The following is a 22,286-nucleotide window of genomic DNA, read 5'->3' on the forward strand; positions in this document are numbered from 1 at the left end:
ACTTCCCGGTGCGCGGCTCCTCATGTCTCGAACCGGTACCCCATCCCGGGCTCGGTGATGAAGTGCCTCGGGTGCGAGGGGTCGGCCTCCAGCTTGCGCCGCAGCTGGGCCATGTAGACGCGCAGGTAGTTGGTCTCCGTGCCGTAGGACGGCCCCCAGACCTCCTGGAGGAGCTGCTTCTGGCTGACCAGGCGGCCGGTGTTGCGCACCAGCACCTCCAGGAGGTGCCACTCCGTGGGGGTGAGCCGGACGTCCCGGCCGCCGCGGTTGACCTTCTTCGCGGCCAGATCGACGGCGAACCCCTCGGTCTCCACGGTCGTCACGCCGTCCTCGCCGGCGCCGACCGGCTCGGCGCGGCGTACGGCCGCCCGCAGCCGGGCCAGCAGTTCGTCCATGCCGAAGGGCTTGGTGACGTAGTCGTCGGCGCCCGCGTCCAGGGCCTCGACCTTCTCGTCGGAGGAGTGCCGGGCGGACAGCACCAGGATCGGCACCCTGGTCCAGCCGCGCAGACCCTTGATCACCTCGACGCCGTCCATGTCGGGCAGGCCCAGGTCGAGAACGACCACGTCGGGGTGGCGGGAGGCGGCGATGTCGAGGGCGGACCTGCCGTCGGCGGCCGCGTCGACCTCGTACCTGCGTGCCTTGAGGTTGATCACGAGGGCCCGCACGATCTGCGGCTCGTCGTCGACCACGAGGACCCTCGTGGGGGTCTGGGCCCCGCTCGGGCTCAGCATAGGGTCTGCCTTTCTGGTTCCGCGCCGCCCGCTCCGCCGTCGCCGGGGGCGGGGGTGGCCGCCGTTTCGGGGTACTGCGTCACCGGTTGCGTCCCGTGGACGCTGCGCAGGCTCAGGACCATGGTGAGGCCGCCGCCGGGCGTGTCCTCCGCGTTCAGGGTGCCGCCCATGGACTCGGCGAAGCCCCGGGCCACGGCGAGGCCGAGTCCCACGCCCGCGCCGCGGGGGGCGTCGCCGTACCGCTGGAAGGGTTCGAAGATACGGTCCTTGGCCGTGTCCGGCACGCCCGGTCCGCGATCCACCACGCGGACCTCCACCCGGTCGGCGAGGGCGCTGGCGGAGACCAGGACGCGCCGGCCGTGCGGGCTGTACTTGACGGCGTTCTCCACGAGGTTGGCCACCGAGCGCTCCAGCAGCCCGGGGTCGGCCAGGATCATCGGCAGGGACTCGGGCACGTCCAGGTCGACACTGTTCTCCGGTACACCGCCCAGGGCCATCGGTACGACCTCGTCCACGTCGATCTCGCGGATCAGCGGGGTGACGGTGCCGGTCTGCAGGCGGGACATGTCCAGGAGGTTGCCGACGAGGTGGTCGAGCCGGTCGGCGCCCTCCTCGATGCCCTCCAGCAGCTCGGCGCGGTCCTCCTCGGACCAGTCGACGTCGGCGGAGCGCAGCGAGGAGACGGCGGCCTTGATCCCGGCCAGCGGGGTGCGCAGGTCATGGCTCACGGCGGCCAGCAGGGCGGTGCGGATGCGGTTGCCCTCGGCGAGCGCCCGGGCCCGGTCGGCCTCCTCCTGCAGGCGCCTGCGGTCGAGGACGACGGCGGCCTGGGCACCGAAGGCGGCGAGCACCCTGCGGTCCTCTGCGGGCAGTACCCGGCCGGTCAGCGCGAGCGCCATGTGGTCGCCGACGGGCATGTCGACATCGGCGTCCTCGGGACGCTCCAGGGTGGGCCCGAAGCCGGCGCGGCCCGCGCACGTCCACGGCTCGACGTCGCTCTTCCGCTCCAGCAGGGCGGCCGACTCCATGGCGAAGGTCTCGCGGACCCGCTCCAGCAGCTCCTCCAGGCTGGTCTCGCCGCGCAGCACGTTGCCGGCGAGGAAGGAGAGGATCTCGGACTCGGCCCGCAGTCTGGCCGCCTGGTGGGTGCGGCGGGCGGCGAGGTCCACCACGGAGGCGACGGACACGGCGACGCCGAAGAAGATCACTATGGCGACGATGTTCTTCGGGTCGGCGATGGTCCAGCGGTGCAGGGGCGGGGTGTAGAAGTAGTTCAGCAGCAAAGAGCCGAGCGCCACCGAGGCCAGGGCGGGCAGCAGGCCGCCGAGCAGGGCCGCGGCGACCGTGACGGCCAGGAACAGCAGCATGTCGTTGGCGAGGCCGATGTCGACGCTGTTCAGCAGCAGCGCGAGCACCGACGGACCGGCGACCCCCATGGCCCAGCCCGAGATGATCCTCGTACGGCCGAGCCGCGCGCCGCGGGCCACGGGCAGTCCGCGGCCCTTGGCGACCTCCTCGTGGGTGACGATGTGGACGTCGAGGTCGGGGCCGGAGTCCCGGGCGACGGTGGCGCCGACGCCGGGCCCGAAGACGTACTGCCAGGCCTTGCGGCGCGAGGAGCCGAGCACGATCTGGGTGGCGTTGACGCCGCGGGCGAAGTCCAGGAGCGCGGCCGGGATGTCGTCGCCGACGACGTGGTGGAAGGTGCCGCCGAGGTCCTCCACGAGGGTGCGCTGGACGGCGAGTTCCTTCGGGGAGGCGGCGGTCAGGCCGTCGCTGCGGGCGATGTAGACGGCGAGCACCTCGCCGCCCGCGCCCTTCTCGGCGAGCCGGGCCGCCCGGCGGATGAGCGTGCGTCCCTCGGGCCCGCCGGTCAGCCCGACCACGATCCGCTCCCGCGAACCCCAGATCTTCGAGACCCGGTGCTCGCTGCGGTACTGGTTCAGGTACTCGTCCACCCGGTCGGCGACCCACAGCAGCGCGAGTTCGCGCAGCGCGGTGAGGTTGCCGGGGCGGAAGTAGTTGGACAGCGCCGCGTCGACCTTGTCGGGCTGGTAGATGTTGCCGTGTGCCATCCGGCGGCGCAGTGCCTCCGGCGACATGTCGACCAGCTCTATCTGATCGGCCCGCCGCACGACCTCGTCGGGCAGGGTCTCGCGCTGGCGCACCCCGGTGATGGACTCGACGACGTCCCCGAGGGACTCCAGGTGCTGGATGTTGACGGTCGAGACGACGTCGATCCCGGCCGCGAGCAGCTCCTCGGCGTCCTGCCACCGCTTGGCGTTGCGCGAGCCGGGGATGTTGGTGTGCGCGAGTTCGTCCACCAGAGCGACGGCGGGCGCCCTGCGCAGCACGGCGTCGACGTCCATCTCCCCGAAGACTCCCCCGCGGTACTCCAGCGCCTTGCACGGCACCTGCTCAAGCCCGTGCAGCATCACCTCGGTACGCGGCCGCCCATGGTGCTCCACGAACGCCACGACGCAGTCCGTGCCGCGCTCGACCCTCCGATGCGCCTCGGCCAGCATCGCGTAGGTCTTCCCGACCCCCGGCGCCGCCCCGAGATAAATCCGCAGCTTCCCGCGTGCCATGGCTCCATTGTCTTCCGTTCACCCCTGCCTACGCAGCGTCGACCTTACGGCCAACGATGCGGACAAAGGGGGCGGGAGACGAGGGGCGAGGGGCCTTTGACGGAATTCTGACGGGGGGTCCGTGGAGGTCGGGAGCGGGTGGCGGGCCACCGGGCGCAGGGCCACCGCGCGCAGGGCCACCCGCAGCTCCAGCCGACGGTGCCACGGCACCGCCCGGGGGAAGACCGCGCGAGGGGCCACGGCGGACCCGCGCCCGGCGACGACGAACTCGCCCCGACGGCGCGCGCCCGCGAAAAACGGGCCGCACCTCTCGAAGGCGCGACCCGTCTGCTGAAGCCGTCAGCGGACCTCGGTGATCTCCGGCCCCCGCTGCAGCTGCCCCATCCCTCCGGAGAACCGCGAGCCCTCCTCCTGCTGGACCCCCTCGGGGACCATCTGGGCGTCGTTCGGCAGCTTGAGGACGATCGGGTCGCGGGGCGCCATCGGGCCCTCGCCGCGGACCACGACCGTGTCCCGGAAGATCTGCTCAAGAAGCCCGGCGGCCTGCGGCTGCACCGCGCCCTGCCCGGAGATCACACCGCGCAGGAACCAGCGGGGCCCGTCCACGCCGACGAACCGGACCACCTGGAAGCCGCCCGTGCCGTCCGGCAGCTGCACCGGCACCTGGGCCCGCAGCTCCCAGCCGAGCGGCCCCTCGACCTCGTCGACGATGCCGCCCTGCTGGGTGATCCCGGCCGCGATCTCCTCGCGGACCTCGCCCCAGATACCCTCGCGCTTGGGCGCGGCGAAGGCCTGGAGCTGGACGGCGCTGTCGTGCAGGACGACGGTCGCGGCGACGATCGCGTCACCCGCGACCTCGACCCGCAGCTCCATGCCGTCCACGCCCGGTACGAACAGACCGCCGAGATCCACGCGGCCCTCGGCCGGCTCGCGCACCTCGGTGCTGTCCCACGGTCCCTCGGGCCGCGGGCCGGGCTCCAGCCGGACGCGCTCGCGCTCGGCCTCCGCCTCCTCGTCCGCCTCGGTGTCGACGCTGTCGACGACCTGCTCGGCCTCGCCGGCCGCGTCCTCGGCGGCACCCTTCTTGTTGCGACGTCCGAACACGTCACTGTCCTTCCCGGTCGGATACGACCGAAGCGTATCGATTCCCACCCGTCGGACCGCCCTCGGCGGACCGACCGCTTGTGCCGCTCTCGTCGCCCACCGCGGCATGGCCACCGGTGGACCCGAAGCCCCCCTCGGCCCGCGCGGAGCCGGGAAGTTCCGCCACCTCCTGGAAGCGGACCCTCTCGACCTGCTGGACGACCAGTTGGGCAATCCGGTCGAAACGCTCGAACCGCACGCTCTCGCGCGGGTCGAGATTCACCACGATCACCTTGATCTCCCCACGGTACCCGGCATCAACCGTCCCCGGAGCATTCACCAGGGCGACACCGCAGCGGGCGGCGAGACCGGAACGCGGGTGCACGAAGGCCGCGTACCCCTCCGGGAGGGCGATCGACACCCCCGTGGGCAGAACCGCCCGCTCGCCGGGGGCCAGCTCGCGGGCCTCGGTGGTGCGCAGATCGGCGCCGGCGTCCCCGGGATGCTCGTACGCCGGAAGCGGTACGTCCGGGTCCACGCGCCGGATCCGCACGTCCAGCGGGGGACGGCCGGCGGCGCTCACGGATTCACCTCGAAGGCGCGGGCCCGCCGGACCTGGTCGGGGTCGCTCATGGCGGCCCGGATCTCCTCCGGGCGGCCGTGGTCGACGAAGTGGTCGACCTTCACCTCGATGAAGAGGGCGTCGGCGCGGACCGCGACCGGCCCCTCGGGGCCGTCGAGGCGGCCGACGGCGCTGGAATAGATCTTCCGCCCGGCGACGGCGGTGACCTCGGCCGCCAGGTGGAGGGTGGTGCCGACCGGGACGGGCCGTATGTAGTCGGTCTCCAGCCGTCCGGTCACGGCGATGGTCCGCAGCAGCCAGTTCAGCGATCCCAGGGTCTCGTCCAGGGCGGTGGCCAGGACGCCGCCGTGCGCGAGGCCGGGAGCGCCCTGGTGGGCGGTCTGGACGGTGAACTCGGCGGTCAGGGTGACACCTTCGCCGGCCCGCGCCTCCAGGTGCAGCCCGTGCGGCTGCCCGGGGCCGCAGCCGAAACAGTGTTCGTAGTGGGCACCGAGAAGTTCCCCGGGCGCCGGCGCGTCGGGGTGCCGTACCGGTTTCACCGCGTCGGCTGGGGGCTGAAGGCTTGCGGAACTAGCACTCACGAGCGCAGACCTTACCCGCCCGCCCGTCTCCCATCACCGCCCCGCGTGACGCGCTCCGCGCCCGCCCCCTCGTTCCGGCGCCCGGAGGATCCCGTGCCAAGCTTGGCTCCATGCAGCACTCCGCCACCCCGTACGAAGAACGCCTCACCGCCCCCCGCTCGTGGTGGCTGATCAGTTTCTTCGTGGGCGTCTCCTTCGCCCTGATCCTGTTCCCGTTCGGCACCCTGCCGATCCTGGGCGGCCTGGTCGGCGGTACGGCCGCGGCCGCGGTGGTCGCCAGTTCGTACGGCTCTCCGCGCATCCGCGTGGTCGGCGACTCGCTGATCGCGGGCGAGGCGAAGATCCCGGTGTCGGCGCTGGGCGAGACGGAGGTGCTCGACCCGGAGGAGGCCCGCGCCTGGCGCACGCACAAGGCCGATGTCCGCGCGTTCCTGCTGCTGCGCGCGTACATCCCGAGGGCCCTGCGGGTGATCGTCACCGACCCCGAGGACCCCACGCCGTACCTGTACCTCTCGACGCGGGAGCCGGAGCAGCTGGCGGCGGCGATCGAGGCGGCGCGGAAGGCGAACGCGCGCGGTTCCGCGGAGGGCTAGGAACCCGTAGGCGGGAAGCCCCTCAGGAGGCCCCCCGGGGGCGCGAGGGAGGGCTCGGGGCGGGTCAGCGCCCCTTCGGCAGGTCGCGCAGTCTCAGGGGCTCGGCGGGCTGCTCCAGGGGCGGCAGCTGCTCCAGCTGCTCCCAGGGCACCTGGATCTTGCGCAGGTCGGCGCGGACACGGGCCGCGAGTCTTCTGGTGTCCCGGCGGTTCAGCACCGCCCCGACCACGGCGCCCACCATGAACGGCATCAGGGTCGGCATGTCCCGCACCATTCGCTTCATGATCTGCTGGCGCAGTTGGCGCTTCATGCGGCCGCCGAGGGCCGCGTCGTAGGTCGACGGCCTCATCACGTCGACGCCGCGCTCCCCCGACCAGGAGGACAGATACGCGGTGCTGCGGTCCTTGAGGCTGCCGGGCGGGCGAACGCCGTAGACCTCGTACAGTTCCGCGATGAGTTTCAGTTCGACCGCAGCGACCCCGGTGATCTCCGTGGCCAGTTCGGTCGGCAGGGCGGGCGGCACGGGCAGCATCGCCGCCGCGCCGATGCCGGCCCCGATGGTCGAGGTCCCGGCCGCGGCGCCCGCCACCAGCTTGTCCGCGAGCTCCTCGGGCCCCAGGCCCGGGAACTGCCCGCGCAGGGTCGCGAGGTCGCGTACGGGCACCCGCGGCGCGATGTCGATGACACGGTCCGCGAGGTACGCCAGACCCGCGCGAGCGCGGTCACCGCTCCTGCGGACGCCTTCCCGGGCGATGACCCGGGCTTTGCCGCGGACGACCCGAACCCTTCTGGCGACGGGCGCGGGCCTCCGTTTCGGCCCCGGGTGGTAGGCCCGGTCCGCCGTCGGTTCGAGCGGGGCTCCCGCGTCCGGGGAGCCCCGCTCGTCGTCACGCGCACCGAGTGGGTCGCCGGGCGACCCTTGGTCCGCTTTCCGCGAGGGGAAGCGGCGCTTCCGGGGAGGGGTCGAGCCAGTCATGGCCGACCCGTCCTCAGTCGCAGTCGCGGCAGATCGGCTGACCGTTCTTCTCGCGGGCCAGCTGGCTGCGGTGGTGGACCAGGAAGCAGCTCATGCAGGTGAACTCGTCCTGCTGCTTGGGCAGGACCCGGACGGCCAGTTCCTCGTTCGAGAGGTCCGCTCCGGGCAGTTCCAGGCCCTCGGCGGCCTCGAACTCGTCGACGTCCACCGCGGAGGTGGTCTTGTCGTTCCGCCGTGCCTTCAGCTCTTCCAGGCTGTCCGAGTCGACGTCATCGTCGGTCTTGCGTGGAGTGTCGTAGTCGGTTGCCATATCGCTCTCCCCCTCTGGGTGTCTGCGGTGTCTCCAGCGCACGTAACGCGTGAGAGGCCGGACTTGTGCCCGACCTGAGGCGGAGATTTTGCCTCACATCAAGGGCTGTTACTCAATCGACACCCAACCCGATCCCTCAAGAGTGATCGGCTTGGATGGCGGTGAGGACCGTACACGCTTCGAATACCGCACCTCAAAGGCGCCTCATCGTGTACTTCCCGTGATCAAGATGCCTGAAAACCAGGACTTTCCGGGCTTTCTGCCATCTGTCATGATCACTGACAGTACATGGCCGGAAATCCGCCCATGTGATCGATCACACAAGAAGAAGCCCATTCAGCCCCTGGAAAATTCCGCGTGAAGCGAACATCTTCCGCGCGTGTCGGCGGAACGGGCGGTGGATCACAGCGGAAGTGTCACACGCATCACGAGACCACCGCCCTCACGGGGTCGCGCCACGATGTGCCCGCCGTGTGCCCGGGCGACGGAGCGCACGATGGACAGGCCGAGGCCCACGCCCTTGTCGCTGCCCGTGCGCTCGGTGCGCAGCCGTCTGAAGGGCTCGAAGAGGTTGTCGATCTCGTACGCCGGCACCACCGGACCGGTGTTCGAGACGGTGAGCACCGCCTGTCCGTGCTGGACCTCGGTGTCCACCTCGACCCATCCCCCCTCGGCCACGTTGTACCGCACCGCGTTCTGTACGAGGTTCAGCGCGATCCGCTCCAGGAGCACGCCGTTCCCCTGCACCACGGCGGGTTTCCGCTCACCGCGGATCTCCACGCCCTTGGCCTCGGCCTCGGAACGCACCTGGTCGATGGCCTGGGTGGCCACCTCGGCCAGGTCGACCGGTTTGCGCTCCACGATCTGGTTGTCGCTGCGGGCGAGCAGCAGCAGGCCCTCGACCAGCTGCTCGCTGCGCTCGTTGGTGGCCAGCAGCGTCTTGCCGAGCTGCTGGAGCTCCACCGGCGCGCCCGGATCGGAGAGGTGGACCTCCAGGAGGGTGCGGTTGATCGCGAGCGGGGTGCGCAGTTCGTGCGAGGCGTTGCCGACGAAGCGCTGCTGGGCGGTGAAGGCCCGCTGCAGGCGCTCCAGCATCTCGTCGAAGGTGTCCGCCAGCTCCTTGAGCTCGTCGTCCGGGCCGTCCAGCTCGATCCGGCGGGAGAGGTCCGAGCCGGCCACCGCGCGGGCGGTGCGGGTGATCCGGCCGAGCGGGGACAGCACCCGGCCCGCCATCGCGTACCCGAACGCGAAGGCGATCACGGCGAGGCCCAGCAGGGCCAGCAGCGAACGGCTGAGCAGGTTGTCCAGGGCCACCTGGCGCTGGTGGTCCACACACTGGCTGATCGCGTCGTTGAAGTCCGCCAGCGGCAGGCTGGTGGTGTTGATCGCGGGGCAGTTGTCGCTGGAGACCTTCAGCTCCTGGAAGCTGACGATCTTGAACAGCGGCTGGTTGCCGGTGCTGATCGCCTGCGCGGCGAGCAGGTAGATGATCGACAGCAGCAGGATGCCGGCGATCAGGAACATGCCGCCGTACAGCAGCGTGAGGCGTATGCGGATGGTGGGGCGCAGCCAGGGGAAGGGCGCCTGGGGCCGCCGGGGGTCCCAGGTGGGCTTCGGGGGCGCCTGCGGAGGTGCGGGGGTCGTGGCCATGGTCGATCAGATCCGGTAGCCGGAGCCGGGCACGGTGACGATCACCGGGGGCTCGCCGAGTTTGCGGCGCAGGGTCATGACCGTCACCCGGACCACGTTGGTGAACGGGTCGGTGTTCTCGTCCCAGGCCTTCTCCAGCAGTTGCTCGGCGGAGACGACGGCGCCCTCGCTGCGCATCAGCACCTCCAGGACCGCGAACTCCTTGGGCGCGAGCTGGACCTCCTTGCCGTCGCGGAAGACCTCGCGGCGGTTGGGGTCCAGCTTGATGCCGGCGCGCTCCAGGACCGGCGGCAGGGGCACGCTGGTGCGGCGGCCGAGGGCGCGCACGCGGGCGATCAGCTCGCTGAACGCGAACGGCTTGGGCAGGTAGTCGTCGGCACCGATCTCCAGGCCCTCGACGCGGTCGCTGACGTCGCCGGAGGCGGTGAGCATGAGCACCCGCGTGGGCATGCCCAGCTCGACGAGCTTGCGGCAGACGTCGTCGCCGTGCACCAGCGGGAGGTCGCGGTCGAGGACGACCACGTCGTAGTCGTTGACGCCGATGCGCTCCAGGGCGGCCGCACCGTCGTACACGACGTCGACGGCCATGGCCTCCCGGCGCAGTCCGGTGGCCACCGCATCGGCGAGCAGCTGCTCGTCCTCGACGACGAGTACGCGCACGTCGCTGTCCTTCCTGTGTCCACCCGCGCGGCGCGCCGGGGCGCTCGCACGGGCAGGGGTGTTCGTGGAGTGTGACCTCCATCCTGCCCTTTTCGGCCATAAGTCGGCTGTAAGCGGCCTCCGGCCGCAGGGAGGGGCGCCCCGGGGCGGGAATACGAGATTTTCTCCACCGTTCAGGTTTCCCGGGAAGGGAGCGGGGGGAGGACGGGTTTACACCCCGCGATCACGCTCTGCATGTGCCGCAGCACCATGCGGTACCTCGCGATCCGCTTGTGCAGGGCGGGCGCGGGTGTCCGGCACCGTAGCCGCCCGGCCGGGCGCGCCGGGCACCTGCGAGACGTGATCGTCCTTTCCCACGGCACACCCCCGTGCCACCGACCCACCGACCCAGGACGAGGGGGCGCAGCATGGACGCTTTCACCGCAGGACTTCTCCAGCGCATAAAGACGACCGAGTCCGACCTGTCGCGGGCTCGTGACGAGGGCGACGACTTCCTCGTGGAGGTGGAGCAGGCAGAGCTGGACGACCTGCGCCGCCTCGCCGCCGAACACGGTGTGGAGGTCGGCGCGTCACGCGTCTGACTCGGCCCGCGCGCGCAGGCGCGACCACGGCACGCGAAGGGACCCCGGCGAATCCAGCGCCGGGGTCCCTTCGCGTCGGGCGGGGCGGGGCGTCAGTCGTGCCAGGCCCCGAAGCCCTCCAGCAGCCCCTGGAGGGGCTCGAAGACGCCCGGGGTGCCCGCGATGGTCAACTCCCGTGACGGGCCCTCTCCGGGCCGTCCACCGGTCAGCGCGCCCGCCTCCCGGGCGATGAGGTCCCCCGCCGCGTAGTCCCACGGGTTCAGTCCGCGCTCGTAGTACCCGTCGAGCCGGCCGCAGGCCACGTCGCACAGGTCGATGGCCGCGGAGCCGCCGCGCCGGATGTCCCTGACCAGCGGGACGACGCGGGCGGCCACCTCGGCCTGGTGGGTCCGCACGTCGGTGACGTAGTTGAAGCCCGTGGAGACCAGCGCCTGGTCCAGCGGGGGCGCGGGGCGGCAGGCGAGCGTCCGTTCGCCCTGCCACGCGCCGGTGGCCCAGGCGCCGCCGCCGCGGACCGCCTGGTACGTCTCGCCGCGCATCGGGGCCGCGACGACCCCGGCGACGGTCTCGCCGTCCCGCTCGGCCGCGATGGACACCGCCCAGGTGGGCAGGCCGTAGAGGTAGTTCACGGTGCCGTCGAGCGGGTCGATCACCCAGCGCACGCCGCTGGTGCCGGCGGCGGACGCGCCCTCCTCGCCGAGGAAGCCGTCGTCGGGGCGCTGCCCGGAGATCAGATCGGTGATCAGCTTCTCCGCCGCGATGTCCATCTCGGTGACGACGTCGATCGGGCTGGACTTGGTCCGCGCCACGGCGAGGTCGGCCGGGCGGCCGTCCCGCAGCAGTTCGCCGGCGCGGCGGGCGGCCTCCTGGGCCAGCCGCAGCAGGTCCCGGTGCAGGGCGTCGGTCACGGGTCTCCTCACGCGTAGGGGCTGTCGGCGCCGGCGGCGGCCGGGCGGGGCGTCCGGGAGGGGCAGCAGCCGACCGGGCAGACGTTGTGGCTCGCGCCCAGGGTGCCCAGGGCGCAGGGGGTGATGTCCTGGCCGCGCTCGATGGCGGCGCGCTCCAGGATCAGCTCGCGCACGGCGGCGGCGAACCGGGGGTCGGCGCCCACGGTGGCCGAGCGCCGCACCGGCAGGCCCAGCTCCTCGGCCTTGGCCGTGGCCTCGGTGTCGAGGTCGTACAGGACCTCCATGTGGTCGGAGACGAAGCCGATGGGGGCCATGACGACCGCGGGGACGCCGGCCGCGTGCCGCTCCTCCAGGTGGTCGCAGATGTCGGGCTCCAGCCACGGGATGTGCGGGGCGCCGGAGCGGGACTGGTAGACCAGGCGCCAGGGGTGGTCCACTCCGGTGCGCTCGCGGACGGCGGCGGCGATCAGCCGGGCCACGTCCAGGTGCTCCTCGACGTAGGCGCCGCCCTCGCCGTGGGCCTCGACGGGGCCGGAGGTGTCGGCGGCGGCCAGGGGGATGGAGTGGGTGCTGAAGGCGATGTGGGCACGGTCGCGGACGTCCTCGGGGAGGTCGGCGAGGGAGCGCAGCACACCGTCGATCATCGGTTCGACGAAGCCGGGGTGGTTGAAGTAGTGCCGCAGCTTGTCGATCCTCGGCAGCTCCAGGCCCTCGGCCCGGAGCGTGGCCAGCGCGTCGGCGAGGTTCTCGCGGTACTGGCGGCAGCCCGAGTACGAGGCGTAGGCGCTGGTGGCGAGGACCAGGACACGGCGGCGGCCGTCGGCGACCATCTCGCGCAGGGTGTCGGTCAGGTACGGCGCCCAGTTGCGGTTGCCCCAGTAGACCGGCAGCTCCAGGCCGTGCCCGGCGAAGTCCTCGCGCAGGGCCTCGATCAGGGCGCGGTTCTGGCCGTTGATGGGGCTGATCCCGCCGAACCGGAAGTAGTGCTGCCCGACCTCCTTCAGGCGTTCTTTCGGGATGCCGCGCCCCCGCGTGACGTTCTCCAGGAACGGGACCACGTCGTCCGGGCCTTCGGGGCCGCCGAAGGAGAGCAGGAGCAGGGCGTCGTACGGGGTGGCATCGAGCGCGTCTGGCATGTCTCGATCCTGCCACCCGGCACCGGCACCCCGGCAACCGCGGGGTGAAGAGCCGAGATCAGTATGGTTTATGACGAAATTTTCTACCGATAACCGGATGCGTTTAGGTTCGCCTAACTCGTAAGCTGTATCCGCCGCATTCGCGCCTTACCGGAACCGCCTCGGAGACCACGTGCCCAGCCCCTACAGAGCCCTCTTCGACGTGCCCGGCACCAAGGCCTTCTCGGCCGCGGGGCTCCTCGGCCGGATGCCGCTGTCCATGATGGGCATCGGCGTGGTCACGATGATCTCCCAGCTCACCGGCCGCTACGGGCTCGCGGGCGCGCTGTCGGCCACCATCGCGCTGTCCGCCGCCGCGGTCGGACCGCAGGTCTCCCGCCTGGTGGACCGGCACGGGCAGAGCCGGGTGCTGCGCCCGGCGACCCTCGTGGCCCTGGTCGCGGCCGCGGGGCTGCTGCTGGCCGCGCACTTCGGGTGGGCGGACTGGGTGCTGTTCGCCTGTGCCGCAGGGATCGGCGCGGTGCCGAGCCTGGGCGCGATGGTCCGGGCCCGCTGGGCCGCCCTGTACCGGGGCACGCCCCGGCTGCACACCGCCTACTCGTTCGAGTCGGTCGTGGACGAGATCTGCTTCGTCTTCGGGCCGATCCTCTCCATCGGGCTGTGCACGGTCTGGTTCCCGGAGGCGGGTCCCCTGCTCGCCGCGGTCTTCCTGGCGGCCGGCGTGTGCTGGCTGACCACCCTGCGCGCCACCGAGCCCGCGCCGCACCCGCGCGAACATCGCGGCGGGGGCACCGCGCTGCGCTCGCCGGGGCTCCAGGTGCTGGTGGCGACCTTCGTGGCGACCGGCGCGATCTTCGGCTCGGTGGACGTGGTCACGGTCGCCTTCGCCGACGAACGCGGCCACAAGGGCGCCGCGAGCGTGGTGCTCGCCCTGTACGCGGCCGGTTCCTGCGTGGCCGGTGCGGTCTTCGGCCTGCTGCGCCTCGCCGGGGCGCCGGAACGCCGCTGGCTGCTGGGCGTGTCCGCCATGGCCGTGAGTATGATCCCCCTCCTACTGGTCGGAAACCTGCCGCTTCTGGCCGCGGCGCTGTTCGTTGCGGGGCTGTCCATCGCACCGACGATGATCACGACGATGTCCCTCATCGAAGAGCACGTACCTCGCACGCAGCTCACCGAGGGCATGACCTGGGTGAGCACCGGCCTCGCGGTCGGCGTGGCGCTCGGCTCCTCGCTGGGCGGCTCGGTGATCGACGCCGCCGGTGCGCGCGCCGGGTACGGGGTCCCGGTGCTGTCCGGGGCCGTCGCGGTCGTGGTCGGTTTCCTCGGGTACCGCCGGCTGCGCAGGCCGGCCGCGGGTCGGGGAGGAACCGTTGAGCAGCACGGCGAACGGCAGGACGAGCGGCACGAGCGGCACATGGCGTAACTGGGGCGGGAACGTCGCGGCCCGCCCCGCCCGGCAGGTCGCGCCGGTCTCGGTGGAGGAGCTGGCCGCGGCGGTGCGCCGGGCGCGGGAGGACGGGCTGGCGGTGAAGGCCGTCGGCACGGGGCACTCCTTCACGTCGATCGCGGCCACCGACGGAGTGTTGATACGCCCTCAACTGTTGACCGGCATACGCAAGATCGACCGAAAGGCCATGACCGTCACGGTCGAGGCCGGCACCCCGCTCAAGAGGCTCAACGCGGCGCTGGCGCGCGAGGGTCTGTCGCTCACCAACATGGGCGACATCATGGAGCAGACGGTCTCCGGGGCCACCAGCACCGGCACCCACGGCACGGGACGCGACTCCGCCTCCATCGCCGCCCAGATCAAGGGCCTCGAACTCGTCACCGCGGACGGCTCGGTGCTCACCTGCTCCGCGACGGAGAACCCCGAGGTCTTCGCGGCCGCCCGCACAGGGCTCGGCGCCCTCGGCATCGTCACCGCCCTCACTTTCGCCGTGGAGCCGCTGTTCCTGCTGACGGCGCGCGAGGAGCCGATGCCGCTGGACCGGGTACTCGCCGAGTTCGATCAACTCTGGGCGGAGAACGAGCACTTCGAGTTCTACTGGTTCCCGCACACCGGGAACACCAACACCAAGCGCAACAACCGCAGCGCGGGCCCCGAGCAGCCGGTCGGGCGGCTGGCCGGCTGGTTCGCGGACGAGTTCCTGTCCAACGGCGTCTTCCAGGTGACCCAGTGGGTCGGCCGGGCCGCGCCCGCGAGCATTCCGGCCATCTCGAAGATCTCCAGCAGGGCGCTGTCCGCGCGGACGTACACCGACATCCCCTACAAGGTCTTCACCTCGCCGCGCCGGGTGCGCTTCGTGGAGATGGAGTACGCCGTTCCGCGCGCCGCCCTGGCGGACACGCTGCGCGAACTGAAGGCCATGGTCGAGCGCTCGGGCCTGCGCATCAGCTTCCCGGTCGAGGTGCGCACCGCGCCGGCCGACGACATCACCTTGTCCACCGCCTCCGGCCGCGACAGCGCCTACATCGCCGTCCACATGTACCGGGGCACTCCGTACCAGTCGTACTTCACCGCCGCCGAGCGCATCTTCACCGCGCACGAGGGCCGGCCGCACTGGGGCAAGGTGCACACCCGGGACGCGGAGTACTTCGCGCGGGTGTATCCGCGCTTCGCCGAGTTCACGGCGTTGCGGGACCGTCTTGACCCGGAGCGGCTGTTCCGGAACGACTACTTGCGGAGGGTGCTGGGGTCGTAGGCGTCCCGGCGGAGCCGCTGGGCGTGGGGGCCGGGGTGGTCGGGGCCCCGTCGGCCCGCCCGTCCGGCGAGGCGCTCGGGGAGGGCGTCGCCGGGTCCGCCGTACCGCCGTCGGACCCGGAACCGGTGCCCGGGTCCGAGCCCGGTTCCGGGGTGGCGCCGCCGTCGGAGGAGGCGCCGTCACCGGAGGAGGTACGCGAAGGGAGATGACCGGGGTCATCCGTTCGGTGGACGGCGGTGGACCGGCCGCCGACCGCGTCGCCGACCGTCGTACCGCTTCCGCCGCTGAAGCTGCTGCCGGACGCCAGTTCGTACGCCGTGATGCCGCCCATGGTCACCCCGAACACCAGGGCGGCCGCGACCACCGGGCGCCGCCAGCTCTTGACCCGCGCGCGGTAGACGGTGCCCTCGGAGAACTCGCCCGGGGCGGGCGGCACCGCGGACGCGGCGGCGGACGTCTTGGCCACCCGCAACTGCTCCCCGGTGCGCCGGAAGAAGTGCTGGAAGAGGGTGCCGCCGCAGGTGGCGATCACGCTGACGACACCGGCACCGAGGATCGTGCCGTACACGCCGAAGGAGGAGGCCAGCTTCGCCGCGACGACCGCCGCCAGGGCGCCGCCCGCCACCTGGGGGACGTTCAGGTCGAGCCGCTTCCGCTCCGCGTCGGGTGTTTCGCGCATTGCCGGAACTTTCCTGCCTTTCCCGTACTTGATCGGCATCGGGGTACCGACTGCACGAGATAGGGACGTACGGGCGGAACCATTAGTTCCGTTTCCGGGGGTTGCGTGAAGTTCGCCACGTTCATGATCCACAAAACCGGTTGCGCGGGGCTTCCGGGCGCCACCTGCCGAAGTTGGGCGGCGCGCCAATCCACGCACGTGGCCCGAATGGAGTACTGTTGCGAGCCCTGGGCCCGGTCTCCCACCAGGGTGTCCGCGGCCACCAAGGACCGCCGGGAGGGGGCTAGTTGCACAGGGTGACGGTCTTGGTCACTTAGCGTGGTGAACTGGTTACCGTGCCATAACGGCGACTCAGGGCCCTTGCCCGACACGCCGGGCAACTCGGCAAGGTTGTGGCAGGCTGCACCCGGGCAGGCCACACTCGACTAGCGGAAGCAGCGACGCACGTGACGTCGGCAGGCACCACCCGGGAGGTCCCCATGCCCGAACTGCGTGTCGTGGCCGTCTCGAATGACGGCACACGGCTGGTGCTGAAGGCTGCCGACTCTACGGAATACACGCTTCCGATCGACGAACGGCTGCGCGCCGCCGTGCGCGGCGACCGGCCGCGCCTCGGCCAGATCGAGATCGAGGTCGAGAGCCATCTGCGCCCCCGTGACATCCAGGCGCGGATACGAGCCGGTGCCACCGCCGAGGAGGTCGCGCAGCTCGCGGGCATCCCCGTCGACCGGGTGCGGCGCTTCGAGGGTCCGGTGCTGGCCGAGCGCGCCTTCATGGCCGAGCGGGCCCGCAAGACCCCGGTCCGGCGCCCCGGCGAGAACTCCGGCCCGCCGCTCGGCGAGGCCGTGCAGGAACGGCTGCTGCTGCGCGGCGCCGAGAAGGACACCGTGCAGTGGGACTCCTGGCGCCGCGACGACGGCACCTGGGAGGTGCTGCTCGTCTACCGGGTCGCGGGCGAACCGCACTCGGCGAGCTGGACGTACGACCCGCCCCGGCGCCTGGTCCAGGCCGTGGACGACGAGGCACGCTCGCTGATCGGCGAGTCCGACGACCTCGCCGTACCGGAGCCGAGCTTCCCGTTCGTCCCGCGCATCGCCCGGCTGCCGCGCGAGCGTTCGATGGACCGCGCCCTGGAGCGGACCGACCGGGAACGGCCGAGCCTGCCCGCGCAGTCGTCCGAGCCCGCCGAGGAGAACACCGGCGAACGGGACTCGCTGACCAGCCTGTTGGAGGCGGTGCCGTCCTTCCGCGGCGACATGGTGGTTCCGGAGCGCAACCCGGAGGCCCCGGACGAGCCCGGCGAGGAAGCCGCCCTGGAGGAGCCGCCGGCGCCCGCCGCCTCGGCCGGCTCGGCCTACGCGGATGTCCTCATGCCCCGCTCGGTCGGCAGCCACCGCGACCGGCTGACCGGCGCCACCGATCGCCAGGCCGAGGCCGACGGGGTGCGTCCCGGCCGCCGCGCGGCCGTCCCGAGCTGGGACGAGATCGTGTTCGGCACCCGGCGCAAGAAGCAGGAGTAACCGGCCGTACGACGCGGAGAGGGGCGGGGCATCCAGGTGCCCCGCCCCTCTCGGCCGCCGCTACTGCGGGTCAGCGCCCACCGCCACCGGCCGGGAGGGGTCCGCGGACCACTCCGACCACGAACCGACGTACAGCGCCGCCGGGATGCCCGCCACCGCGAGGGCCAGCACCTCATGGGCGCCGGAGACGCCCGAGCCGCAGTAGACGCCCACCGGCACGTCCGCGCGGACGCCGAGGGCCTTGAAGCGGTCCTTGAGCTCGGCCGGGGGCAGGAAGCGGCCGTCGGGGCCCACGTTCTCCGTCGTCGGCGCCGAGACCGCGCCGGGGATGTGCCCGCCGACGCGGTCCACGGGCTCCACCTCGCCCCGGTACCGCTCCCCCGCGCGGGCGTCCAGCAGCACGCCCGTGCGGGCCAGTTCGGCGGCCGCGTCCGCGTCCAGCAGGCCCGCCGCGTCGGGCGCCGGCACGAAGTCGCCCTCGGCCGGAGCGGGCACCTGGGTCGACAACTCCCCCGTCCAGGACGGCAACCCGCCGTCGAGGACCCGCACGTCCGGGTGACCCGTCCAGCGCAGCATCCACCAGGCGCGGGCGGCGGCCCAGCCCTGCCCGCCGTCGTACACGACGACCGGACGGCCGGCCGACACGCCCGCGCGGCGCATCGCGGCGCCGAACTCCGCGAGGTCCGGCAGCGGATGGCGGCCGTGCGCGCCCGGGGCCGCGGCCAACTCCCGGTCCAGGTCGACGAAGACCGCGCCGGGGATGTGCCCGGCCGCGTGCTCGGCCCGGCCGTCGAAGGGCGGGGCACCCGCCGCCTTCGCCAGGCTCAACTGCCAGCGCACGTCCAGCAGGACGGGCGGCGCCTCGCCGGCGAGCGCCTCGGCGAGTTCGGGTGCGGTGATGATGACTGTCATGGCGCCATGCATACGCCAGGGGTGGCCGCGGCGTCCAGGTCCGGCTACTCTGCTCGGCCGGGCAGTCTCGATCACGACCTGTAGGGGATCGGGCACATGCCGTGCATCCGGCGGACATCCCGTCGGGCATCGTCAGGAAGCGGCGAAAAACGTCAGCCCAGGCATTCTTCCGGAACACTACGCCGAACCGGCGGCGCGGCGAATCGACAGGGCCGCGCGACCGTGGAGGATGCGGACACACCGGTACGGGCGTACGCGCCGGCGGCGTGCACACACCTGCCGGAAGAGCGGAAGCGACACGGCCGCCGCACGAGGCGGCCGGGGAGAGAGTGATCGATGACCGAGGCACGGGAGTCGGCCGGTCCGCAGGCGCTGCGCGCGCCCGGCACACCCTGCTGGGTGAGCCTGATGGCGCACCGGCTCACCGCCATCGAGGAGTTCTACGGGGAGCTGTTCGGCTGGGAGTTCCGGCCGGGCCCGCAGCAGCTCGGCCCGTACGTGCGGGCGCTGCTCGACGGGCGCGAGGTGGCCGGCATGGGCCAGCTGCCGCCGGAGAACCGGCTGCCGATCGCCTGGACGCCCTACCTCGCCTCGGACGACGTGGACCGCACGGCCGAGGCGGTACGGCTGTGCGGCGGCACGGTGGCGGTCGGCCCGCTGGACGCGGCCGAGGCCGGGCGGCTGGCCATCGCCGCGGACCCCTCGGGCGCGGTGTTCGGCATCTGGCAGGCGCCCGCGCACCTCGCCCCGGCGGTCACCGGGGTGCCGGGCACACCCGCGTGGAACGAGCTGCTCACGTTCGAGACGGAGAGCGTCGCCAAGTTCTACGTGAGCGTGTTCGGGTACGAGACGGAGCCGGTGGTCTCGGCCGGCCTCGACTACGTGACCCTGCTCGTCGACGGGCGCCCGGTGGCCGGGCTGCATGGCGTGGGCCACAGGCTGCCCCGGGACCGGGGGCCGTACTGGCGGACCTGTTTCGAGGTGACGGACACCGCCGAGACGCTGCGTCAGGTGACACGGCTGGACGGCCGGATCGTCCGCCCGGCCCACGACAGCCCGCACGGGCGGGTGGCGACGGTGGCGGATCCGGAGGGAGCGGTGTTCTCTGTGGTCCAGGAACCGCGCTGAGCGCCGCGGGACACCCGGCGATCGGGGTCCGGGTGGGCTCAGGAGGACGAGACGGGCAGCACGTCCGGGGACAGGGCCGCCGCGCGGGCCGTCGCGGCGGTCATCCGGCGCCGGTGGTGGCGACGGCACAGCACCTCGTAACCGACCTCGCCCGCCGCCTGGTTGACGTCCCCGACGACGACCTGGGCGCCCTCGACCACCATCTGGCCACCGACCGTACGGGCGTTGTGCGTGGCGCGGGCGCCGCACCAGCACAGCGCCTCCACCTGGAGCACCTCGATGCGGTCGGCCAGCTCCACCAGCCGCTGGGAGCCCGGGAAGAGCTTGGAGCGGAAGTCGGTGGTGATGCCGAAGGCGAAGACGTCCACGCCGAGGTCGTCCACCACCCGCGCGAGCTGGTCGATCTGCACGGGCGCGAGGAACTGCGCCTCGTCCGCGATCACGTAGTCGATCCGGCCGCCCTGCGAGAGGTGGTCCACGATGTACACGTAGAGGTCCTGGGCGTCGGCGACCTCCACCGCGTCGGTGACCAGGCCGAGGCGTGAGGACAACTTGCCCGCGCCCGCACGGTCGTTGCGGGTGAATATCATCCCGGCCAGGCCCCGCGCGGAGCGGTTGTGTTCGATCTGCAGAGCCAGCGTCGACTTCCCGCAGTCCATCGTTCCGGAGAAGAACACCAGCTCGGGCATGAGGAGTTGAACACCTTTCGGTGAGGGGGCGGACAGGCGGGAGGGGTCAGGAGCGTACTTCGAGCAGCGGGACCAGCTGCTCCACGGGGGTCATCGACCCGTGGTTGCCCACCAGCGCGGACTCCTTGGGTTCCCGCTCGGAGGCGATGATCAGGACGTCGTCGGACGCGGCCGCGACCACGTCGCCGAGCCGGGCGTACACCCGCTCGTCCACGTGCGGCCCGAACCAGCCCGCCTCGATCGCCTCGTCGCGCGAGGCCACCCAGAACTGCTCGCCGAGCACCTCGCGCCAGCAGGTCAGTACGTCGTTCTCCGCGCCCGGCACCGCGTACACATGGCGGGCCCGGCCCTCGCCGCCCAACAGGGCGACCCCGGCACTGAGTTCCCAGTCCGTGTCGAAGTCGAAGCGGTGCTCCTCGTCGAACGGGACGTCGATCATGCCGTGGTCGGCGGTGACATAGAGCGCGCTGCGCGGTGGCAGTTGCTCGGCGAGGCGCTGGGCAAGCCGGTCGACGTACATCAGCTGGCCGCGCCAGGTGTCGGAGGCGATCCCGTAGCGGTGGCCCGCGCCGTCGAGTTCGGCGTAGTACGTGTACACCAGCGAGCGGTCCCCGGCGGCCAGTTGCTCGGCCGCGAGGTCCATGCGCTCCTCGCCGGACAGCCGTCCGTGGAAGGTGCCGCCGCTGAGCGCGACCTTCGTGAGCGGGGTGTGCTGAAACGTGGGCGAGGAGACCTGTGCGGCGTGCACCCCGGCCTCGTGGGCCAGCTGGAAGACGGTGGGGTACGGCTGCCAGGCGCGCGGGTCGGTGTAGGGCTGCCAGCGGAGCTGGTTCATCAGCGCGCCGGTGGCCGGGTCGCGGACCGCGTAGCCGGGCAGGCCGTGGGCGCCGGGGGGCAGGCCGGTACCCACGGAGGCGAGGGAGGTCGCGGTGGTCGCCGGGTAGCCCGCGGTGAGCGGCCGGCCGGTGCCGCCGCGCGAGCTGCCGAGCAGCGAGGTGAGGAAGGGCGCCTCGTCCGAGTGGGCGCGCAGCTGCTCCCAGCCGAGCCCGTCGACCAGGAAGACGCAGGCGCGGTCGACCGGGGCCAGCTCCGCGATCGCCGCGGTCATGCCGGGGACGCCCATGCCGGCGGCAAGGGTGGGGAGGAGGTCGGCGAGGGAGCCGGTGCCGTACTCGGGCAGCGGCGCGGTGGCCAGGGCGAGGGGTTCCGGGTGGTCCCAGGCGGAGAGCTGGGACATCAGCGGGTGAGGTCCGCGGTCGCCTCGGAGAGGGCCTGCGCGAAGGTGAGCGCCTCGCGCACCGTCTCGGGGCCGTCGCCGGCCTCGCTGACGCGCAGGCTGAGGTCGTCCGCCGTGGAGTTGCCCGTGTAGCCGTGGTCGGCGTCGCAGTTGGGGTCGCCGCAGGCGGCGGGCTCCAGGTCGATCCGGCTGACCGCGCCCCAGCCGATGGTCAGCACGACCTCGCGGGGCAGGGTGCCCGGGGTGTACTGCTCGGGGTTGGCGACCACCCGGCTGACCACGACGGACGAGATCCGGTCGAGCTTCACCGACTCGGTCGAGGTGGTGGCGTACGGCGTCGGGGAGGTGCTGTCGGCGGCCTGCTCGTCGGTGTGGCTGACGATGAAGCGGTTGGCGGTGAGGACCAGGACGGTCACATGGCGGCGCACCTCGTTCTGGTCGAACGTGGTCTCCTGGTGGACCAGGTACGACCGGATGGGCTCGCCGCCCACCGCGGCCTCCACCGCCTCGGCCACGAGGGCCGGGTAGTAGCCGCTGCGCTCGATCGCCGCTCGCAGCCCCTGGGTCGTCGTACTGGTCTTGGCCATGGCGTCCATCCTAGTCCGTGGGCAGGGGCACTCCGGGCCAACAGGGCGTGCTGCGGGAAGGGGGACGGGACGCCTCCTGGTCAGGCGCCTTCGCGCTCCTCCGGACCAGCCCGTGCCGGAACTCCACCCGCTCGGCGGCGACCAGGCAGGACACTGGTTCGATTCCCCCGGCGTGCGCCTCGAACGCGACGAGGACGGGCGACGCCTCCCCGAGGGACCGGGCCAGGCGCGCGGTCTCGTCGGGGGTCGGGGCGCGGAAGACGGGGTCCTGGAAGGCGAGCGGGCAGGACACGAGGGCGGGTGCGACGAAGACCACTTCGAGGGCGTGGTGGTACGTGAGGTCGGACCCGGCGGCCAACCGCAGCGCCCCGGCGTCCCAGGCGGTCACCTCCCAGTCCCACCAGCTGCCCTCGGGGAGCCGGTGCCCGGCGATCTCCACGCGGCCCCGC

The 22,286-nt window shown here is 72.5% G+C and carries 23 protein-coding genes; 6 read left to right on the forward strand and 17 right to left on the reverse strand.

The window, feature by feature from the left end:
* Positions 1–20: 20 nt before the first annotated feature.
* The 5 genes from ACWDD7_RS21035 to ACWDD7_RS21055 all read right to left on the reverse strand — a co-directional run bounded on the left by ACWDD7_RS21035 (position 21) and on the right by ACWDD7_RS21055 (position 5,569).
* Positions 21–734 carry a response regulator gene (locus tag ACWDD7_RS21035; RefSeq protein ID WP_450458453.1) on the reverse strand — a complete coding sequence of 238 codons (714 nt, stop codon included), beginning with the start codon at positions 732–734 and terminating at the stop codon, positions 21–23.
* Positions 728–3,322, reverse strand: a complete 2,595-nt coding sequence (locus ACWDD7_RS21040) for an ATP-binding protein (protein ID WP_450458454.1) — start codon at positions 3,320–3,322, stop codon at positions 728–730. The genes ACWDD7_RS21035 and ACWDD7_RS21040 overlap by 7 nt, the downstream gene beginning before the upstream one ends.
* Positions 3,323–3,661: 339 nt before the next feature.
* Positions 3,662–4,426: a DUF3710 domain-containing protein gene (locus ACWDD7_RS21045; RefSeq protein WP_285553231.1), complete on the reverse strand. Its 765-nt coding sequence runs from the start codon at positions 4,424–4,426 to the stop codon at positions 3,662–3,664.
* Between the two features lies 1 nt (position 4,427).
* A complete protein-coding gene (dut, locus tag ACWDD7_RS21050) occupies positions 4,428–4,988 on the reverse strand; it encodes a dUTP diphosphatase (protein WP_351864796.1) in 561 nt (186 codons plus the stop codon).
* A complete protein-coding gene (locus ACWDD7_RS21055; RefSeq protein ID WP_450458455.1) occupies positions 4,985–5,569 on the reverse strand; it encodes a PaaI family thioesterase in 585 nt (194 codons plus the stop codon). Before ACWDD7_RS21055 ends, dut begins: the two co-directional genes overlap by 4 nt.
* Before the next feature lie 110 nt (positions 5,570–5,679).
* On the opposite strand from ACWDD7_RS21055, the gene ACWDD7_RS21060 reads away from it, so the two are divergent.
* Positions 5,680–6,162 (forward strand): DUF3093 domain-containing protein, encoded by a 483-nt coding sequence (locus tag ACWDD7_RS21060; RefSeq protein ID WP_351864802.1) that lies wholly within the window; start codon positions 5,680–5,682, stop codon positions 6,160–6,162.
* A gap of 64 nt (positions 6,163–6,226) precedes the next feature.
* Here the strand turns inward: ACWDD7_RS21060 and ACWDD7_RS21065 are convergent, their stop codons facing one another.
* From ACWDD7_RS21065 to ACWDD7_RS21080, 4 genes are all read right to left on the reverse strand, one after another.
* Positions 6,227–7,138 carry a hypothetical protein gene (locus ACWDD7_RS21065; protein ID WP_450458456.1) on the reverse strand — a complete coding sequence of 304 codons (912 nt, stop codon included), beginning with the start codon at positions 7,136–7,138 and terminating at the stop codon, positions 6,227–6,229.
* A gap of 13 nt (positions 7,139–7,151) precedes the next feature.
* Positions 7,152–7,448, reverse strand: a complete 297-nt coding sequence (locus ACWDD7_RS21070; protein ID WP_037654155.1) for a DUF4193 domain-containing protein — start codon at positions 7,446–7,448, stop codon at positions 7,152–7,154.
* Positions 7,449–7,850: 402 nt separating this feature from the next.
* Positions 7,851–9,098, reverse strand: coding sequence for a sensor histidine kinase (locus ACWDD7_RS21075; RefSeq protein WP_351864807.1), 1,248 nt, complete (start codon positions 9,096–9,098; stop codon positions 7,851–7,853).
* Positions 9,099–9,104: 6 nt separating this feature from the next.
* Positions 9,105–9,758, reverse strand: coding sequence for a response regulator transcription factor (locus ACWDD7_RS21080; RefSeq protein ID WP_189310174.1), 654 nt, complete (start codon positions 9,756–9,758; stop codon positions 9,105–9,107).
* Between the two features lie 407 nt (positions 9,759–10,165).
* Between ACWDD7_RS21080 and ACWDD7_RS21085 the strand changes: the two genes are divergently transcribed.
* Positions 10,166–10,339, forward strand: a complete 174-nt coding sequence (locus ACWDD7_RS21085) for a hypothetical protein (protein ID WP_285553251.1) — start codon at positions 10,166–10,168, stop codon at positions 10,337–10,339.
* A 92-nt stretch (positions 10,340–10,431) separates the two neighbouring features.
* On the opposite strand, the gene ACWDD7_RS21090 is transcribed toward ACWDD7_RS21085, so the two are convergent.
* Both ACWDD7_RS21090 and ACWDD7_RS21095 read right to left on the reverse strand, forming a co-directional pair.
* A complete protein-coding gene (locus ACWDD7_RS21090) occupies positions 10,432–11,247 on the reverse strand; it encodes an inositol monophosphatase family protein (protein ID WP_450458457.1) in 816 nt (271 codons plus the stop codon).
* 8 nt (positions 11,248–11,255) lie between these two features.
* The gene (locus tag ACWDD7_RS21095) at positions 11,256–12,383 is read right to left on the reverse strand and encodes a ferrochelatase (protein ID WP_450458459.1); all 1,128 of its coding nucleotides are present in this window, start codon (positions 12,381–12,383) and stop codon (positions 11,256–11,258) included.
* Between the two features lie 172 nt (positions 12,384–12,555).
* On the opposite strand from ACWDD7_RS21095, the gene ACWDD7_RS21100 reads away from it, so the two are divergent.
* Together ACWDD7_RS21100 and ACWDD7_RS21105 are read left to right on the forward strand one after the other, a co-directional pair.
* Complete coding sequence (locus tag ACWDD7_RS21100) at positions 12,556–13,806, forward strand: MFS transporter (RefSeq protein WP_450458460.1); 1,251 nt, start codon at positions 12,556–12,558, stop codon at positions 13,804–13,806.
* Entirely contained in the window at positions 13,754–15,085 is a 1,332-nt protein-coding gene (locus ACWDD7_RS21105; RefSeq protein WP_450458461.1) for a D-arabinono-1,4-lactone oxidase, read from the forward strand. Before ACWDD7_RS21100 ends, ACWDD7_RS21105 begins: the two co-directional genes overlap by 53 nt.
* On the opposite strand, the gene ACWDD7_RS21110 is transcribed toward ACWDD7_RS21105, so the two are convergent.
* A complete protein-coding gene (locus ACWDD7_RS21110; RefSeq protein ID WP_450458462.1) occupies positions 15,009–15,764 on the reverse strand; it encodes a hypothetical protein in 756 nt (251 codons plus the stop codon). The two genes, ACWDD7_RS21105 and ACWDD7_RS21110, sit on opposite strands and share 77 nt — an antisense overlap.
* 479 nt (positions 15,765–16,243) lie before the next feature.
* On the opposite strand from ACWDD7_RS21110, the gene sepH reads away from it, so the two are divergent.
* A complete protein-coding gene (gene sepH, locus ACWDD7_RS21115) occupies positions 16,244–17,284 on the forward strand; it encodes a septation protein SepH (RefSeq protein WP_450458463.1) in 1,041 nt (346 codons plus the stop codon).
* A 60-nt stretch (positions 17,285–17,344) separates the two neighbouring features.
* Here the strand turns inward: sepH and ACWDD7_RS21120 are convergent, their stop codons facing one another.
* A complete protein-coding gene (locus ACWDD7_RS21120) occupies positions 17,345–18,196 on the reverse strand; it encodes a sulfurtransferase (protein ID WP_450458464.1) in 852 nt (283 codons plus the stop codon).
* Between the two features lie 336 nt (positions 18,197–18,532).
* On the opposite strand from ACWDD7_RS21120, the gene ACWDD7_RS21125 reads away from it, so the two are divergent.
* Positions 18,533–19,324 carry a VOC family protein gene (locus tag ACWDD7_RS21125; RefSeq protein ID WP_450458465.1) on the forward strand — a complete coding sequence of 264 codons (792 nt, stop codon included), beginning with the start codon at positions 18,533–18,535 and terminating at the stop codon, positions 19,322–19,324.
* A gap of 38 nt (positions 19,325–19,362) precedes the next feature.
* On the opposite strand, the gene ACWDD7_RS21130 is transcribed toward ACWDD7_RS21125, so the two are convergent.
* The 4 genes from ACWDD7_RS21130 to ACWDD7_RS21145 are packed head-to-tail and all read right to left on the reverse strand — an operon-like array spanning position 19,363 to position 22,276.
* Positions 19,363–20,013 carry a thymidine kinase gene (locus ACWDD7_RS21130; RefSeq protein ID WP_285553267.1) on the reverse strand — a complete coding sequence of 217 codons (651 nt, stop codon included), beginning with the start codon at positions 20,011–20,013 and terminating at the stop codon, positions 19,363–19,365.
* Between the two features lie 46 nt (positions 20,014–20,059).
* Positions 20,060–21,250 (reverse strand): alkaline phosphatase family protein, encoded by a 1,191-nt coding sequence (locus tag ACWDD7_RS21135; protein WP_450458466.1) that lies wholly within the window; start codon positions 21,248–21,250, stop codon positions 20,060–20,062.
* Positions 21,250–21,846 (reverse strand): DUF5998 family protein, encoded by a 597-nt coding sequence (locus ACWDD7_RS21140; RefSeq protein WP_351864835.1) that lies wholly within the window; start codon positions 21,844–21,846, stop codon positions 21,250–21,252. Before ACWDD7_RS21140 ends, ACWDD7_RS21135 begins: the two co-directional genes overlap by 1 nt.
* A gap of 1 nt (position 21,847) precedes the next feature.
* On the reverse strand, positions 21,848–22,276 hold the full coding sequence (locus ACWDD7_RS21145; RefSeq protein ID WP_450458467.1) for a hypothetical protein: 429 nt from the start codon (positions 22,274–22,276) through the stop codon (positions 21,848–21,850).
* Positions 22,277–22,286: the final 10 nt, after the last annotated feature.

The organism is Streptomyces sp. NPDC001056, from assembly GCF_053598955.1.